The 15,782-nt window shown below is 58.1% G+C and carries 13 protein-coding genes and 1 pseudogene; 11 read left to right on the top strand and 3 right to left on the bottom strand.

Annotation, left to right across the window (positions count from 1 at the left end; all coding sequences use genetic code 11):
• The first annotated feature begins 15 nt into the window (after window positions 1-15).
• The 8 genes from FKM97_RS09550 (at window position 16) to FKM97_RS09515 (ending at window position 7,566) form a co-directional block, all read left to right on the top strand.
• Window positions 16-453, top strand: coding sequence for a DoxX family protein (locus FKM97_RS09550; RefSeq protein ID WP_144292198.1), 438 nt, complete (start codon window positions 16-18; stop codon window positions 451-453).
• Window positions 454-766: 313 nt separating this feature from the next.
• Window positions 767-1,873: an ABC transporter ATP-binding protein gene (locus FKM97_RS09545; RefSeq protein WP_144292197.1), complete on the top strand. Its 1,107-nt coding sequence runs from the start codon at window positions 767-769 to the stop codon at window positions 1,871-1,873.
• Window positions 1,874-1,938: 65 nt separating this feature from the next.
• Complete coding sequence (locus FKM97_RS09540; protein ID WP_144292196.1) at window positions 1,939-2,964, top strand: extracellular solute-binding protein; 1,026 nt, start codon at window positions 1,939-1,941, stop codon at window positions 2,962-2,964.
• A 179-nt stretch (window positions 2,965-3,143) separates the two neighbouring features.
• Window positions 3,144-4,733, top strand: coding sequence for an ABC transporter permease (locus tag FKM97_RS09535; RefSeq protein ID WP_144292596.1), 1,590 nt, complete (start codon window positions 3,144-3,146; stop codon window positions 4,731-4,733).
• 467 nt (window positions 4,734-5,200) lie between these two features.
• Window positions 5,201-5,500 (top strand): hypothetical protein, encoded by a 300-nt coding sequence (locus FKM97_RS09530; protein ID WP_144292195.1) that lies wholly within the window; start codon window positions 5,201-5,203, stop codon window positions 5,498-5,500.
• A complete protein-coding gene (locus FKM97_RS09525; protein WP_203566284.1) occupies window positions 5,500-5,940 on the top strand; it encodes a type II toxin-antitoxin system VapC family toxin in 441 nt (146 codons plus the stop codon). Before FKM97_RS09530 ends, FKM97_RS09525 begins: the two co-directional genes overlap by 1 nt.
• On the top strand, window positions 5,937-6,449 hold the full coding sequence (locus tag FKM97_RS09520; RefSeq protein ID WP_205014867.1) for a hypothetical protein: 513 nt from the start codon (window positions 5,937-5,939) through the stop codon (window positions 6,447-6,449). Before FKM97_RS09525 ends, FKM97_RS09520 begins: the two co-directional genes overlap by 4 nt.
• An 85-nt stretch (window positions 6,450-6,534) precedes the next feature.
• Complete coding sequence (locus FKM97_RS09515) at window positions 6,535-7,566, top strand: chemotaxis protein CheB (protein WP_144292193.1); 1,032 nt, start codon at window positions 6,535-6,537, stop codon at window positions 7,564-7,566.
• A 44-nt stretch (window positions 7,567-7,610) separates the two neighbouring features.
• On the opposite strand, the gene FKM97_RS09510 is transcribed toward FKM97_RS09515, so the two are convergent.
• The gene (locus tag FKM97_RS09510; protein ID WP_246105011.1) at window positions 7,611-7,973 is read right to left on the bottom strand and encodes a response regulator; all 363 of its coding nucleotides are present in this window, start codon (window positions 7,971-7,973) and stop codon (window positions 7,611-7,613) included.
• The gene (locus FKM97_RS09505) at window positions 7,970-11,494 is read right to left on the bottom strand and encodes a chemotaxis protein CheB (RefSeq protein ID WP_170240839.1); all 3,525 of its coding nucleotides are present in this window, start codon (window positions 11,492-11,494) and stop codon (window positions 7,970-7,972) included. The genes FKM97_RS09510 and FKM97_RS09505 overlap by 4 nt, the downstream gene beginning before the upstream one ends.
• Before the next feature lie 934 nt (window positions 11,495-12,428).
• Here FKM97_RS09505 and FKM97_RS09495 point away from each other — a divergent pair.
• The 3 genes from FKM97_RS09495 to FKM97_RS09485 are packed head-to-tail and all read left to right on the top strand — an operon-like array spanning window position 12,429 to window position 15,089.
• Window positions 12,429-12,995, top strand: a complete 567-nt coding sequence (locus FKM97_RS09495) for a PAS domain-containing protein (protein ID WP_144292190.1) — start codon at window positions 12,429-12,431, stop codon at window positions 12,993-12,995.
• Window positions 12,895-13,365, top strand: coding sequence for a diguanylate cyclase (locus tag FKM97_RS09490; protein ID WP_170240838.1), 471 nt, complete (start codon window positions 12,895-12,897; stop codon window positions 13,363-13,365). Before FKM97_RS09495 ends, FKM97_RS09490 begins: the two co-directional genes overlap by 101 nt.
• Window positions 13,365-15,089 (top strand): putative bifunctional diguanylate cyclase/phosphodiesterase, encoded by a 1,725-nt coding sequence (locus FKM97_RS09485; protein WP_144292188.1) that lies wholly within the window; start codon window positions 13,365-13,367, stop codon window positions 15,087-15,089. Before FKM97_RS09490 ends, FKM97_RS09485 begins: the two co-directional genes overlap by 1 nt.
• 153 nt (window positions 15,090-15,242) lie before the next feature.
• Here the strand turns inward: FKM97_RS09485 and FKM97_RS09480 are convergent.
• Window positions 15,243-15,590 (bottom strand): annotated as a pseudogene (locus tag FKM97_RS09480) (transposase); the annotation flags it as partial.
• Window positions 15,591-15,782: the final 192 nt, after the last annotated feature.

Genomic DNA, 15,782 nt, shown 5'->3' with positions numbered 1-15,782 from the left:
AGCAAGGTGGGACGAATGATCAAAGCGTTATCGGCTTCCAGGATTCATACGCTCCGACGCGCTGCAAGATGGCTTCTGATCATCTTTTACCTCTCGGCGGCGCTGTTTCATTTTTCTGTACCGGACGCCTTCGTTTCCATCGTTCCTTCCTGGGTCCCCTATCCCTACCAGGTCGTCATAGCGACTGGCATTTGTGAGGCTCTGGGTGCGATTGCTCTGATGCATCCGAGGCTGCGGTGGTGGGCAGGATTAGCTCTCGCGATATATGCGGCAGGGGTCTTCCCTGCGAATATCGAACATGCGACGAATGCGGCGCTCCCGACGCCCGGGCAGATTGGCTGGTGGTACCATGGACCGCGTCTGGCCCTGCAGCCTGCGATAGTCTGGTGGGCCCTGTTCGCCGCGGATGCAGTGACATGGCCTTTTGCGGTGCGCAAACTTGAAAGCGGCTGAAGGGGTGACGCCACGCATCCGTTTCCGTCTGCTTTGACGCAGCCAGCCAAGGCAGTGGGCGCTCGATCAATCTGAGTGAGGCAAGATTCGATTCATCCCCCACGCTCTCGGAGGATGGATGATCTCGAATAAAGAAACGATGTTAATTGCGCTCGAGAGGCTAAGAGCAAGTATGAGGATCTCGCGACAGGATGGACCAGCTTCTTGGGCGTCTGGTCATGGAGCCGGCGAGTGCGGAATATGGTAAGTGATCCCGCCATTCCATGTCCCGACGGCTGAACCGAAATCCCTCTAAAGCGTGAGCCCGCCAATCATGACAAAGCCACCTGTTGTTTGCAGAGCCGCCTCCTTGCGGGTGGACGGGCTCGGAAAAACGATTGGCAACCGAAGGATTGTTGATGATTTTTGCCTGGAGGTCGACGCGGGTGAGATCGTCTGCCTGGTTGGTAATTCCGGCTGTGGAAAATCCAGTCTATTGCGCCTGATCGCTGGAGTAGATCAGCCCACAACGGGCACGATCCAACTAGACGGTGAAGTGATGGCGGGCAGCGGGACTTTTGTCTCCCCGGAGCACCGCGACATCGGCCTCATGTTTCAGGATTATGCACTGTTCCCGCATTTGACGGTCGCCAAAAACGTTGCTTTCGGCTTGACAGAGCTGCCGAATGCCGAACGCCGCGCGAGGGTTGCTGAAACGCTAGAGCAGCTTGAGATCAAGGATCTTGCAGAGCGCTATCCGCACTCCCTGTCTGGCGGAGAGCAGCAGCGTGTGGCTCTGGCGCGGGCGCTGGCTCCGCGGCCGAAATTGTTGTTGATGGATGAGCCCTTCTCCAATCTCGACAGGCGCTTGCACGAGAAGGTGCGTGCCGAGACCATCATGGTTCTTCGCCGTTTTGGAATGACTTGCATCTTGGTCACCCACGAACCCGAGGAAGCGCTAATGGTATCCGACCGCGTGGTCCTCATGCGGAGCGGCCGAATTGTACAGGTCGGTAGCGGCCGTGAACTCTACACCCGGCCAGCATCACCCTTTGCTGCTCGCTTCTTCTGTGACTTCAATGAAATCGCAGGCACTTGCCAAGGCGGTGCCATGGTCACGGCCCTTGGCAGGTTTCCTGTCCGGCCAAACCGGCCTGAAGGGGAGGAGGGGCTCATTCTGCTGCGGCCCAGTGCGATTAAACTTTCCAGGGAAAGCGGGAAGATAGCTGGCAAGATCGTAAATTGTGTCTTTCGAGGGGAAAGCGAAGAAATTCACATTGAAGTTGAGGGTCTGTCTAATGTGATTGTGGTGACGCATTGTGGTGCTACCCGAGCAAGCCGGGGGGACAGGTGTTGGCTCGCTCCCGACCCGGCGTCAGCAATCATCTTCGACAAGCTAGGACATAACATTTCATCTCTTCAGGGAATTGTTGACATCTAAAGTCAACTTATGCTCTTGCACGGGAGAGCCGAACCCAGGCTCGATCTGCTCAGGGGAGATTTCTAATGCCAATCAACAGGGTAGTCCCTTCTGTTATCTTAGGCCTCGGATTGTTCATCGGCTTGGGCACGGCAGTTATTGCTGCCGAATTGAACCTTTACACAACGCGGGAGCCTGGCCTGATCAAGCCGCTGATCGAGTCTTTCGAAGCGTCGACGGGAACGAAGATTAACGCTTTGTACCTGAAGGACGGCTTAGCAGAGCGAGTGGCTTCGGAAGGGACAGGTTCACCTGCTGATGTCTTGATGACGGTAGACTTTGGTCGGTTGATCGATCTGGTCGAGAAGGGCCTGACCCAAAAGGTAAAATCCGAAGCGCTGGAAAGCGCCATCCCGCCTCAATTGCGGGATGCCGACGGCAACTGGTTCGCATTGTCATCACGCGCTCGGGTTCTCTATGCCGCCAAGGATCTTGATCTTAAAAGTTTCAATTATGAGGATTTGGCGGCGCCCGAATGGAAAGGGAAGGTCTGCATACGCTCTGGTCAGCATCCCTACAACACGGCTTTGTTTGCAGACTACATCGCCCATTATGGCGTTGAGAAAACGCAAGCCTGGCTTGAGGGCGTTAAAGCAAATCTGGCGCGCAAGGCAGGCGGCGGCGACCGAGACGTCGCTCGCGACATCATGGCGGGAATTTGCGAGATCGGGATTGCGAATTCATACTATGTTGGCCTCATGGCGAGCGGCAAGGGTGGCCCCGATCAGGAGCAATGGGCGCAAGCCATCAAAGTCATACTGCCGACCTTCAAGGACGGCGGAACTCAGGTCAATGTCAGCGGCGCTTCCATCGCAAAACATGCGCCCAACAAGGCGGAAGGAATAGCTTTCCTCGAATATCTCGCTTCGCCCGAGGCCCAGAAGATCTACGCCGAAGCTGGCTACGAGTATCCTGTGCGCGCCGGCGTGGCTGTAGATCCGATCATTGCGGCCTTTGGTGAGTTGAAGGTCGATGACAAGCCTTTGGTCGAGATCGCCGGCTTCCGAAAGGAAGCAAGCGAATTGGCGGAGAAGGTCGGCTTCGATAATTGACCTTCGGCCACGCGGCGAAATCCGAGCCTTTGAGCACTCGAACTTTGCAGTCTGTACAGCAGCCAATTGAGGTGGCGGTTCATTCCAGGGACAGGGTGAACCGTCGCTCTCTTCGGTCGTGGTGGCCTCGTCCCCACTTTGGCTGGCTCGCAGCAGCATACGGGATCGCTACGCTGGTGATGATCCCCATAGCGACGCTCATTGGTATTGCGTTCGCAGGGGATTTTAGCCTCTGGCCCCATCTGCTCGCCAGCGTGCTGCCGCGAGCGGCGTGGAATACGCTCATTCTACTGACCGGCGTCGGCGTTCTGACGGGGACAATAGGCTGCGGTACGGCATGGCTGGTCAGTGCCTATCACTTCCCGGGGCGAGGGATCTTTGAATGGGCGCTGATTCTTCCCCTCGCGGTTCCGACCTACATTGTTGCCTTCGCTTATCTTGATCTGCTTCATCCAGTTGGGCCGGTGCAGACGTGGCTAAGATGGCTTCTGGGATATGACAGTCCGCGCCAACTGATCCTTCCCGATATTCGGTCGATGGCAGGTTGCATCCTCGTCCTGTCATTCGTGCTGTACCCTTATGTCTACGTCATGGTCCGTACGATGTTCGTGACTCAGGCCGCCAATCTCGTGGACGTTTCCCGGACACTGGGGGCGAGCTACTCCGGAGCGTTCTGGCGGGTGGCTTTGCCACTTGCCCGACCGGCGCTTTCAATCGGCATAGCCCTTGTGCTGATGGAGACGCTCAATGACATTGGTGCCTCTGAATTTCTAGGCATTCAGACCTTGACTGTATCGATCTACACAACCTGGGTCACGCGTTCCGATCTGGCCGGTGCGGCGCAAATCGCTTTGGTCTTGCTGCTTTTTGTTCTTACCCTGATTTCGATCGAACGCTGGGGGCGCCGACGTCAGAGTTTTGCCCTGTCAGCTTTGCGCCCTCGAAGAATGGAGCCGCGGGCGTTAGGGACTTGGACAGGTCTTCTCGCTTTATGCGCTGTGAGCCTGCCAGTATTAGCGGGCTTCGCAATGCCAGCCCTGTATCTGGCCTTCGCCGCTTTCGCGCGAATGGACTTCATTGGAATCTCACCCGCGTTGCTGAATGAGGTTTCGAACACTGTCCTTGTGTCTCTTGCCGGAACGGCGTCAGCTTTGTTCTTGGGGCTCGTCGTATCTTATGCTGCGCGCACCATACCGGGTCGCCTGAGCTTGAGTGCGGCGCGCCTGTCTATGATTGGTTATGCGGTGCCTGGAACGGTCCTGGCCATCGGCGTCCTGTTCTGCGTGACGGCCTTCGACAGAACTCTCGCACAGCTTGCCGCTCTGGTGAGTGAGACCCATATTGGGCTCTTGATCCTGGGATCCGGTTCGGCCCTCGTCATTGCATACACCCTGCGCTTTCTGGCCATTGCGACCGGAGGCTTTGAAAGCGGATTTAGCCGAATTCCCGACTCGATCGATGGTGTGGCGCGTACTCTGGGTGCCGGCTCGTGGCGGACATTGACGCGGGTCCACATCCCAATGCTGAGACCGGCCCTGGCAGCGGCAGCAATCCTGATCTTTGTCGATTGCATGAAGGAGCTCCCGGCAACCCTGTTGCTACGCCCTCTGAACTTCGAGACTCTAGCGACGCATCTCTATGGCGAGGCCGCCCGTGGCACCTATGAGGATGGCTCTATCGCAGCATTGTTTATCGTCGTAGTGGGACTTCTGCCGGTGATCATCCTCGCCCGCAGCATGCCGAGAACTCCAAAGGAATATGACATGTGATTCCGCCACGCGAGCATGAGAATGCCCTCGCGTGGCGTGACCTCAATCGAAACCCATATGTGTTCGGATTCCGCCCCAAAACGACGCCACGGTCGCCATTTGTATCCGTCATTCCCACTCGATTGTTTAAGCAGCATACAACCAATTGAAATTGCTGGCAAATTCCTCTTGTCGGCGCGAAAATTCCGACACTGAGGCCGTCAAAAAGTTACGCTTTTGATTTTAAAGGGAAAATTGCCAAAAAAATATTTTTGAGGTTTCGCCAACTATCGGCACCAGTCGGACGATCTTTGCACCTAGCGGCGCCCGGCGGCGTACTCGACTCGCGTCAAAAAGTACCGTCATTCAAACCATATCACGCATCGCGAGCGGATGCCATCCGGCCGCAGGCGAGCCGCGCGTGGTAATCGAACCTTGTTAAAACGCTACCTTCTGGTTATATTACTGGAAATAAGTCGGAGGTTACCGTGGGCAGCTCGCAAAAACGCGCCATTCAAAACTATCGATCTCGCCTAAGCGAGCGCGGCTTGGCGCGCTTCGAGGTGCTTGGTCGCGATGCCGATCGCGACCTCATCCGATCATTGGCCCGCCGCCTGGCCGAAGATGGCCCGGATGCCTCTCGTCTCCGCGCGGCTGTCAGCCAGACCATCGCCGGTGAGCCACCGAAGAAAGGCGGCATCCTTGCCGCGCTGCGCCGATCCCCGCTCGTTGGAGCCGATCTCGACCTTAGCCGTCCTCGCGAAGAAGGACGCAAGGTGGAGATCTGATGCGATATCTGCTCGATACGAACATCATCAGCAACATTACGAAGCCGACCCCGTCGGAGTCCCTCCTCGCGTGGATGGCTGACCAAAAGGACGATGACCTTTTCATCGCCTCGCTCACTGTCGCCGAAATTCGCCGCGGCGTGCTAGAGAAGCCGTCGGGCAAGCGGCGTGACGAACTCGAAAACTGGTTCGCGGGGCCGGACGGTCCGCAGATGCTTTTTGCAGGCCGGGTTCTGTCGTTCGACGAGAGAGCTGGCCTCATATGGGCACGGCTCATGGCCAACGGCCGAGCCAAGGGGCGCACTCGAAGCGCACTCGACACGATTATCGCCGCCGTTGCGGAGGCCAACGACTGCATCGTCGTGACCGACAACGAAAAGGACTTCTTCGACATAAAGATCGTCAACCCAATCAGGGACGGCGACGGGGGACGGAAATGACAGGGCCAGCCGCGACGCCATTGGAATACCAGCTTGTAGGGCTAACCGAGAGCGGCGACATCGGCGACATCCTGTCCGGCCTCGATCAAAAGCAGGGTCGCGTCCGCCTCCAGGCGCTGATCGCAGAGTGGCTGCGGATGGAGAATCTTGTCGTCCTGACCGGGTCCGGGACGTCAGTCAGTGCCGGCGGCAAGACGATGGCCAATCTCGAAATCGCGGTCTTTGAGACAATCGAGGAACTTGCGGACCTACCTGCCTCCATCAAGCCGATCATCGCTGCTCGCAAGACAGCTGTCAGTTACGCGAACATGTTGGACGAGCCAGTCATTGGCTTTGAGGGATGGCTATCCTTCATCGCCAACGCCCTCGTTGTCACGGAATCGGCCGACGCTCCGTTCAAAGGTATTATTTGGCCGGCCACTCCAGTACCGACCGTCGTGGATCTTCAATGGTTCGTCGATCGGCTTCGCATCGCGATCTTTGCCGAGTGTGTGCAGTGCCGTTTCTGATGTCGATCCGCGCGCCGGTGAACCTTCCTCCACATTCCGCGTTGATCCTCGATCCCCGAGATCAGCCCCTACATCAAAGGTCGTCATGGCTCGTTCCTCGATCATCGCCATAGGCGCTTCGGCGGGCGGCGTGGCTGCATTGCGCTCCTTGGCAGCCGCACTGCCAAGTACGCTTTCCGCCCCTATTCTCGTCGTTCTTCATATCGGCGCCTATCGAAGCGAATTGCCCGCCCTTTTGAACGCGGCTGGCCCGCTGTCTGCCAAGCATGCCGAGGACGGCGAAGCTATTTACCCTGGTCACATCTATGTAGCGCCTCCGGATCGCCATTTGATCGTCGCCGACGGACGGCTACGTCTTTTACGTGGTCCCAAGGAAAACTGCGCGCGGCCGGCCATCGACCCATTGTTCCGGAGTTTCGCTGAAAGCTATGGTCCGGGCGCCGTGGGCGTGGTCCTGACAGGCAACTTGAACGACGGGACGCTTGGCCTGCTCGAAATCAAGCGATGCGGGGGAGTTGCAATCGCCCAGGATCCGACCGATGCCGACTATCCCGAAATGCCGAGGAGCGCGGCTGAGCACGTCGCGCTAGATTACTGCCTGCCGCTCGCGGAAATACCAAAATTGCTTGTTGAGTTGGTCGATCGAAAGGGCGGAAGGGACGTTGCCATGCCGAAAAACTCTTCGCAACGGGACGGACAAGAGCCCGAAATCATCGACAGCCGGACTTTCGAGCGCCCTCTGACAGTGACCTGCCCGGACTGCGGCGGCGCACTGAAAAGGTTCGAGGTCGGTTCGATCGTCAAATTCGGCTGCCACATCGGGCACAGCTATACCGCAGAGAACATGGCTGCGGCGCAGTTCGAGGAAATGGAAAAAGTCATGCGGGCTGCGGTACGGTTCCTCAACGAACGGGCCGAATTTTGCCTCCAGATGGCCGAACATGGCTGGGACGGCAAGCCCGATGCTTCCAACGATTGGCACGCCGCCAGCAAACAGGCGCTGGATCGAGCCTACAAGCTCCGCGACCTCGTGGAACAGGACTGGCTTACGCCAGAGACCTCTCACCAACTTGCCTTGACCCTTGACGGCTATGAGCAAACCCGGCTTCCCGGATAGATCGTTCTCTCCCGTTCAAGCTCGGCGGGTTCGTATCTTCACGGTCATCCGCGAAACATCAGCGCGATGGTTCGTTCCAGGTCCTCCTGGGCATACGGCTTTCGCAACACCGGGAAATCACGATATCCGTCCATCATACCCTCGGCTCCGTATCCCGTTGCAAACGCGAAGGGAATGCCGCGCTTGCCGAGAATATCGGCTACAGAAAATGATTTCGTCCCGGCCACGTTGATATCGAGCACTGCGAAATCGATGTCGATTTCGCGGGCGAGTTCCACCGCCATGTCGATACGTGTGGCTTGTCCGACGACCTCATGCCCGAGGGCGGTCAGCAGATCCTCCAGATGCATCGCAAGCAAGACCTCATCCTCGACGATCATAACCCGTTTCGGTGTCTGTCCGGTCAACCCGCTTCGCCCTTTTCCTGACTGTCGGGCATGGGCGCATCTATCGTGCAGACGACACCGGACGTCTCATAGTCAACGCTCACCATTCCGCCGAGTTCCGCCGCCAGCACCCGCTGGATCAGGCGTGAGCCGAAACCCTTGCGTGTCGGTGAGATGACAGCCGGGCCTCCGCTCTCTGACCACCGCATGGAGAGCTGTCGATCCTTACCGTCACCAACAAGCTGCCAGGCGATATCGACGTGGCCTTTCTCAATTGTAAGCGCGCCGTATTTCGCTGCGTTCGTGGCCAGCTCGTGCAACGCCATTGCGATAGAGAGTGCGGCGCTCGGCGCCAGCCATATGTATGGGCCTTCGATCCGGAAGCGGTTCGAACCTGCCGAATGAGGTGCGACCGTATCCGAGACAATGTCCCGCAAGTTCGCGCCGGCCCAGTTTTCACGGGTCAGCAAGTCGTGCGATTTTCCCAGCGCAATCAGACGCGACCCGAAAGTTGCGCGTGCTTCCTCCATCGACGTGGCGCTGCCCAGCGTCTGCGACGCGATGGCCTGCACCGTCGCCATAACATTCTTGATGCGATGGTTGAGTTCGCCGACCAGGACATTCCGATGCTCGTCGAAACGCTTGCGCTCGGTGATGTCCTCGATGGCAAGCAGGATCAGGTCGTCATGGTCTCCTTCTTGACGCAACTTGCACGCAGTGAGGAGCATCGAGCGTCGCCCGGTCAGATCGAAATCCTGCTCGATTTCGAAGTCGTGGATATCCTCGTTCTCCGACAGAACCTTGTCCAGAAGGCCTCGCAGCGGCGGGCTATTCCACTCGCCGGTTCCAAGTTCGAAAACAATGCGCCCTTTGGGTTCTTCGTCAAAAACAGCGAAAAGTTCGCGGAAGGCCTTGTTGGCGGTTTGGACGCGCAAATTGCTATCCAGAACCAGCAATGGATGCTGAACCGTCCGCACGATGGTTTCGGAATAGGCGCGGGCACGGTCGATCGCATCGGCGTCGCGCTTGCGCTCGGTAATGTCGCTGAATGTGACGACGACGCCTGCGATCCGGTTGTCCTGCGTACGATAGGGAAGCACGCGGCGTACATACCAGCGGCCCGCATCGCTACGGACCTCTGCCTCGATCGGGGACAGCTTCTTGAGCACCGTTTCCACATCCTGCAACAGGTTCTCGTCGGCAAACTTCTGCGCAAAATGGAAGATTGGGCGGCCGATGTCCGACGCGACAAAATCGAATAGCTCCCTGGTCGCGGGGGCAAACCACTTGATGCGGAATTTTTCGTCGAGAAACAGCGTCGCGGTCTCCGACCCGGCCAGCAGATTGTTCAGGTCGTCGGTCGTGGTTTCCAACTCGCCGATCTTGTGCTGAAGCTGGCTGTTGACGGTGTTCAATTCCTCGTTGAACGACTGCAATTCCTCTTTTGAGGTCTCAAGTTCCTCGTTGGTGGATTGAAGTTCCTCGTTCATCGAGATGGCTTCCTCGTTCGCCGCCTTCAGCTCCTGGTTGGTAGTCTCCTGATATTCGATGGTGTTGTGCAGTTCGGCCCGGGTCTCCCTCAGTTCCTCCTGAAGGGCACGTTCGCCAGAGGAGGCTTCGCCTGCGTCCTGACGCGTGGGCGACGGCGCGGAATCGGGCTGCGACGGCGCCGGCGCAAAGCTCACCAGGAGGAAGCTGCCCTGCGGCGACGCAGCCAGCGGCATGACCGTCATCGCGACGGAATGGCCGGTCTCGTTCTCGCGGATATGGGCAATGACCGTGACGCTTCTATTCTCTTTCGACGCTTCGCGTATCGCAGCCCGCAATCTGGCCGCCAACCCGACACGGACCATGATCAACAGGTCCCTGGTCGGTTCGCCAGACGGATTCTCCAGATAGTCCCTTGTAGCGCCGTGGAAATAGAGGACGCGGCCGCTCTGGTCGATCAGCACCGATGCCGGGGCATAGCGCTCCAGCAAAGCGCGGCGGGCCATTTCGGCAGCCGAAGTGGGTGGCTCAAGGCCCAAGGACGACGGGCTTTCGTTCGTGCGCGGTTCCGATCGGTCGCGCGGCGGTGGATACGCGATCAGGTCATGCCGGGTCGATCCCAACCTGCGATAGAGGCGCCATTTCTTCGACACCGTTTCAAACAGGTCTTCGTGCCGCCCGATCGTCTCTGCGTTGCCGAGAAACAGATGTCCGCCCTGTCGCAGCGCGAAATGACAAAGCGCGATGATCTTCTGCTGCGCGCCCGGTTCCAGATAGATCAGGAAATTGCGGCACGACACGAGGTCCAGCCGCGAAAACGGTGGATCGCGCAACAGGTTGTGCGGCGCGAACACCACCATGTCGCGGAGCTCCCTGCTCACTTGATAAGAGCCGTCCAGCTTTTCGAAGAAGCGCGCCAGACGCGACGCCGGAAAGCCGGTCATGGCGGCGGCTGGGTAAATGCCTTCGCGCGCCTTGCGAAGATTGTTCTCCTGGGCATCGGTCGCGAACACTTTCAGATCAAAGCGTTTTCCCGCCGCCTCGGCATGCTCGGTTACCAGCATGGCAAGGGAATAGGCTTCCTCGCCCGTGGAGCAGGCCGTGGTCCAGACCCGGATCGAAGCGCCCGTCTCGCGCTCCGCAACCATTGGCGCAATCACCAGTTCGGCTAGAGCCTTCCACGCGTCGGCATCGCGGAAAAACCCGGTGACGCTGATCATCAGATCGCCGACAAGCGTGGCGACTTCATCGGAGCTGGCGCGCAACTCGTCAATATATTCGTCCAGTGTTTCTATGTTTTTGAGACCGAGACGACGGTGAACGCGCCGCCTAAGTGTAGATAGTTTGTAGTCGCGAAAATCGTGCCCGCCCCGAGCACGCAAGAGTTCCAGAAGATGGCCGAGCGTCGCCTGACCGTCCGGGAAGGTGACCTCGATCTCGGCGGGGGCTGCGACGTAGCCATGGCTCATGAAGGCCAACAGGGCTTCGGGCATCTTTTCGATGGCAAGCACGTGATCCGCCATGTCCGCCGAAATCGCGCTCCTGGGCATGCCGTCGAATTTTGCGGTCTCGGGCGACTGCACCAGGCTCATGCCGCCTTCCGCCCTGATATCTCTAAGCCCCTCGGTACCGTTGCGCCCCGTTCCAGAGAGTACGATGGCGATCGCACGCTCGTGCTGGTCCGCAGCGAGTGACGAGAACAGCACATCGACGGGGTGACGCTGGCCGCGAGGATCCGTCGGCTTGGACACGCGCAGCCCGCCGTCACTGACCTTCAGATCGGTGTCGGGCGCGATCACATAGACGTGGTTCGCCGCGAGCCGCATACCGTCCTGGACCTGAACGACCGGCATCTTCGTTTTGGCGCTCAGGATATGGGCCAGTTCGCTCTCGCGCTTCGGATCGAGATGCAGCACAACCACAAAAGCACTGCCGCTGTCAGCCGGCATCACATCGAAGAAGCAGCTCAGCGCCTCGATGCCACCCGCCGACGCGCCGATGCCGATTACCGGAACAGCCGCGACTTTAGGCGTGGCATCGCCGATGGCGGTCAAAGGGGCATTCCCAATCGGCTGCAGGGTTGCGTCGCTGCCTCTGCCACTCTTGCGCGGGATCGGCTTCGCCTTTGACTGTCGCCGGCCATTGGCTCCTTCTTCCTGTTCATCCGCCATACCCGCACAACCTCGAGAGTTTACGCTGGATCCCCCGGAAAGGTTTTTCCGCAACATCAACCGCCGGCCTGGCCGCAATGCGCGGAAGGCTCAATCTTACTACTTTGCACGCGCCGCCCCAACGGGCAACGCCACGCTGATCGCTGGTGCAGAAGGTCCGCCACGTGCAACTGAGGAAAGTATTGCCGTGGAACTGGTCTCCCCCCGGAGACGCCCGGCGAGAGCCCGCCTGTTGGTACACGCACACCGTGTCGACGAGACATCGAACTCCTCCAAGAAATCACCGGAATTCGGAGAATATCGACTGCGGCGACATGATCTATGTCCACGATGGAAGCGAAGAGGGCATGACTATCTTCACCGACCAAGGAATTGAAATCCTGAAGGGAGTTCCTCGCAGACGTCCGCACCTGGGACGGCGGCACGCGACAGTTCCTCCCGGATTCCCAATGCGATCCGGGAATGATCAAGCGTCATGGCGGACGAGACGAATCCTGATCTCTGAGGTCTTGGCCGAATGGATAACGTCATCGGGCGTCCTAAAGGCGGGCCTCACCACCCGACGCCTGCTGGAGGCTCTTCCCGCCGAGATGCTCGCGTCGGCCCGAGAATAGCGAGTTTGAGGCGCAGTATGAACTATTCGGGCGATTTCTAGCCCGGCAGCCCAGTATGCGGCGGAACAAAAGGTCTCCAACACGAGTTAGATTTTGTTGGAATGATCCCACCAGGAAAGCTAGCACGCAGGAAGGGATTGCTGATGGGCAGTTAACACAAGTTCGCTAGCCCGTTCAAGACCGCTAGTGCTTAGGATCGACATATGGGAAATCTCATCGCAGACAGCTTGGCCGCATCTGTCATGGATGCGCTGACCTCCAATATATGCGTCGTCGATTTGGCCGGGGAGATACTGGCCGTGAACCGAGCATGGATGGAATTCAGCGCAACGAATGAGGGTGGCGCGGGAGAGGCCTACCTCGGGACGAATTACCTCAATGTGTGCCGAAGCTCGACCGGACCTGCTTCGGCAGAAGCATCTTCTTTCTACGGCGGATTGGCCGATGTGCTCGAAGGCCGCAAGGACCTCTTCCAGATTGAATATCCCTGTCACTCCCCCTCGGAACTTCGCTGGTTCTTGGCCAGGGTAACGCCGCTCATTCAGCGACGTGACACAAAGAAAATCGGTGCGGTTGTGTCCCACATGAACATAACCGACCGCAAACTGGTGGAACTGGACTATGCGAGGCTCGCATCCACCGATCCTTTGACCGATCTACCGCCGCTTCTTGGAAGACTATGCCAAGATCGAACTCGAGCGTTTGCGCCGGTTCGGGGGCGCGATGTCAGTGCTGATGCTGGACCTCGACAAGTTCAAGCTCATCAATGACACCCATGGTCATCTCGCGGGCGATGCTGTGCTCAAGAAGGTTGCAGCCCGCTGCAAGGCCGCTGTTCGAGAAAGCGATGTCTTCGCCCGGATCGGTGGGGAGGAATTTGTGGCCTTGCTGCCGGGGACGGACGAAGTTGGCGCAATTGTCCTGGCGGAAAAGCTCCGGTCGATCATTGAAGGCCTGAAGATCAAGACAGAGGCGGAAACGCTGCGCGTAACAGGAAGCATCGGCGTCGCATCGGTTGCGCCGAATGACCGGTCCATCAGTTCTGCCCTTAACCGTGCCGACAGGGCGCTGTATGCCGCCAAGGACGCCGGCAGAAACCGGGTTGGACGATTTGCTGTTCACAGCCAGGAGGCTAAGTGATGAAGCGGCCGCACCCAAGCGTCGTTCAGGTCTTTCCATTGAGGGCGGCGGAGCTGCCGCCGTCGATCGTTGATGAATGCATGGACAACTCCAAGGAGGCCATTATCGTCGCTGACATGCGACTGGCTGACGCGCCGCTGTGTTTCGTCAACAACGCCTTTGTCGACATCACTGGATACTCCAGGCAGGAAGCGATTGGCCGCAACTGCAATTATCTGCAGGGGACAGACCGGAAGCAGCCGGAAGTCAAACTTATTCGCCAGGCCATCAAGGCGAAGCAGCCCCTCGAAGTGACTCTGAGAAACTACAGAAAAGACGGCACTCTGTTTTACAATCGCCTTCGCCTTCTCCCGGCCAGGGACGCTTCCGGCTTCATCAGTCACTACATCGGCTTTGTGGAAGACGTTTCGGAGCAGCACGACGCGGAAGTGACCATCGGACGTCTGTCCTTCGTCGACCAGACGACTGGCGTCCTCAACCGCGGAGCATTCTCGGAACAGATCAGGATCGCTTCGAAGGCTGATCGCAGCGAGATGGTCATCGTAAGGGTTGATATTGTCGGATTTCACGACATCAACAACGGCTTTGGCCATGATGTGGGCGACAGCCTTCTCCGTGCGGTAGCCAAACGTCTGACAAAGACTAACGCGTTTGCCGTCGGCAGAATGGGGGCCAACGAGTTCGCGTTGGCTTTCCGAGCAAAAACAAGCGACCAGGCGGACAATATTGCGGCCGACACCGTACAGCTTGCTTCAGAGGCTTATCAGCTTGAGGAAATCCTGTTGTCTCCGCGGTTTTCGTCAGGCTGTGCGTTTGGAATTCCTGAAACGGATGGCACCTATCTTATCCGGAAGGCAGGCTCAGCGCTGCATCGATCGAAGCGATCTACTTCCAGAGAACTCAACGTGTTTACTGTCGATGACGATTCAGAGGCGAGAAGGCGTATTAGGCTTACAACAGAATTGAAGCAGGCAATCAAAAACAATGAGTTCTTGCTTCACTTTCAGCCAAAGGTCGACTTGCGAACCTTGCGCATCGTTGGTGCCGAGGCTCTCATCAGATGGCAGCACCCGATATTGGGCCTGCAACTCCCCGGCCTGTTCATTTCCCACGCCGAAGAAGTAGGGTTGATCGGAGACATTGACGAATGGGGCCTGAAGACGGCCGCCCGCTTCTGCAAGATGGTCAACCGGCGGAGTGAGCACCCGATCACTATCTCGTGCAACATATCCGGCCAGGAAATTATGGAGCCGGGAAAACTCGACCGGATCATGAGGATGTGCGAGCAGGAGGAAGTTGATCCTCGGCTGATTATATTGGAACTGACTGAATCGGTCATCGTGACATCCGGCAGCGCAGCAATGGATAGGTTGAAGGAAATACGTAAACTCGGCTTCGGGCTGGCGATCGATGATTTTGGAACTGGCTATTCCAATCTTCGCTATATCGAAGAATTGCCATTCTCGGAGATAAAGATCGATCGATCGTTTGTGACAGATCTCGACAGGAGCCCGACGAAGCGGATCATCGTCGAGGCACTCATCAAACTTGGACAGCAGACTGGTATAGACATTGTCGCTGAAGGGATCGAAACCGAACGCGAGTTCGCCACCTTGAAGGAACTGGGATGTGGGTACGGACAGGGATACCTGTTTCGGCGTCAAGCGGTGACGAACTCCTTGTGCGCTTGGCTGGTGCCGCGCGCCTCTGACCCAGCTAGCTAGCCCGTCTTATTCATGAGGGTTAGCCTTTTGGTGTGATCATTTGGACGGGCGAGCTTTTTGGTGGCGTGTTTTTCACCGCTGCTTGGTCTGAACTTGTAGAACGCGTTGGGGGTTGAAGGTTCTGGGTTCGACGGGGCGCTTTGGCCCCATCGCCTACGGTCCGGCGGGTTGGAGCGCGATGGCAATGGTGCGGAAGAGCTCGGCTTCCGGGCAAGCGGCGGCGAAGGCCAGACGGACGCGTGAGGCGGTCTCTATGACGCGGGCGCCGAGCTTGAGCAGGCGCAGGCGCAAGGTGGCGAACTCGGCTGTGGCCAGAGCATGGGCCTTAGGGATGGTGTCGCGAACCGTGAGCATCAGCCAGTAGGCGGCGGTGTGGAGCACGAGACGGACCTGGTTGGCGATCGGTGAGCGGCAGCTGGTGCGGTCGGAGGCCAATTGGCTCTTGTGCATCTTGATCAGGTTTTCCGCCTGGCCGCGGGCGCAGTAGATCACATCATAGATAGGGGAGCATGAGGAATTGTGTGGTATTCATGCTGCCGCCTGTTTGCTGGCGGAATCCTGATTATCGTTTGCCATCCCCGGATACCATTTATCGAACGTCGCCCGCTGTCAACGGCGGAGCAATTCCAGGCCACTGCGGCGGAGTAAAAGCAGGCCACTTGCGTGAGGGTGCGCCGAAGCAGAGAAGGGTCC

This window comes from Rhodoligotrophos appendicifer (genome assembly GCF_007474605.1).
GTDB lineage: Bacteria > Pseudomonadota > Alphaproteobacteria > Rhizobiales > Im1 > Rhodoligotrophos > Rhodoligotrophos appendicifer.
The sequence above is the reverse complement of the archived record's forward strand: the minus strand, read 5'-3'. Positions and strand labels throughout refer to the sequence as shown.

Coding starts and splice junctions, on each gene's coding strand:
- FKM97_RS09550 (WP_144292198.1), top strand. CDS start 16: ATGATCAAAGCGTTATCGGCTTCCAGGATTCATACGCTCCGACGCGCT.
- FKM97_RS09540 (WP_144292196.1), top strand. CDS start 1,939: ATGCCAATCAACAGGGTAGTCCCTTCTGTTATCTTAGGCCTCGGATTG.
- FKM97_RS09525 (WP_203566284.1), top strand. CDS start 5,500: ATGCGATATCTGCTCGATACGAACATCATCAGCAACATTACGAAGCCG.
- FKM97_RS09495 (WP_144292190.1), top strand. CDS start 12,429: ATGGGAAATCTCATCGCAGACAGCTTGGCCGCATCTGTCATGGATGCG.
- FKM97_RS09485 (WP_144292188.1), top strand. CDS start 13,365: ATGAAGCGGCCGCACCCAAGCGTCGTTCAGGTCTTTCCATTGAGGGCG.
- FKM97_RS09515 (WP_144292193.1), top strand. CDS start 6,535: ATGGCTCGTTCCTCGATCATCGCCATAGGCGCTTCGGCGGGCGGCGTG.
- FKM97_RS09535 (WP_144292596.1), top strand. CDS start 3,144: ATGATCCCCATAGCGACGCTCATTGGTATTGCGTTCGCAGGGGATTTT.
- FKM97_RS09545 (WP_144292197.1), top strand. CDS start 767: ATGACAAAGCCACCTGTTGTTTGCAGAGCCGCCTCCTTGCGGGTGGAC.
- FKM97_RS09520 (WP_205014867.1), top strand. CDS start 5,937: ATGACAGGGCCAGCCGCGACGCCATTGGAATACCAGCTTGTAGGGCTA.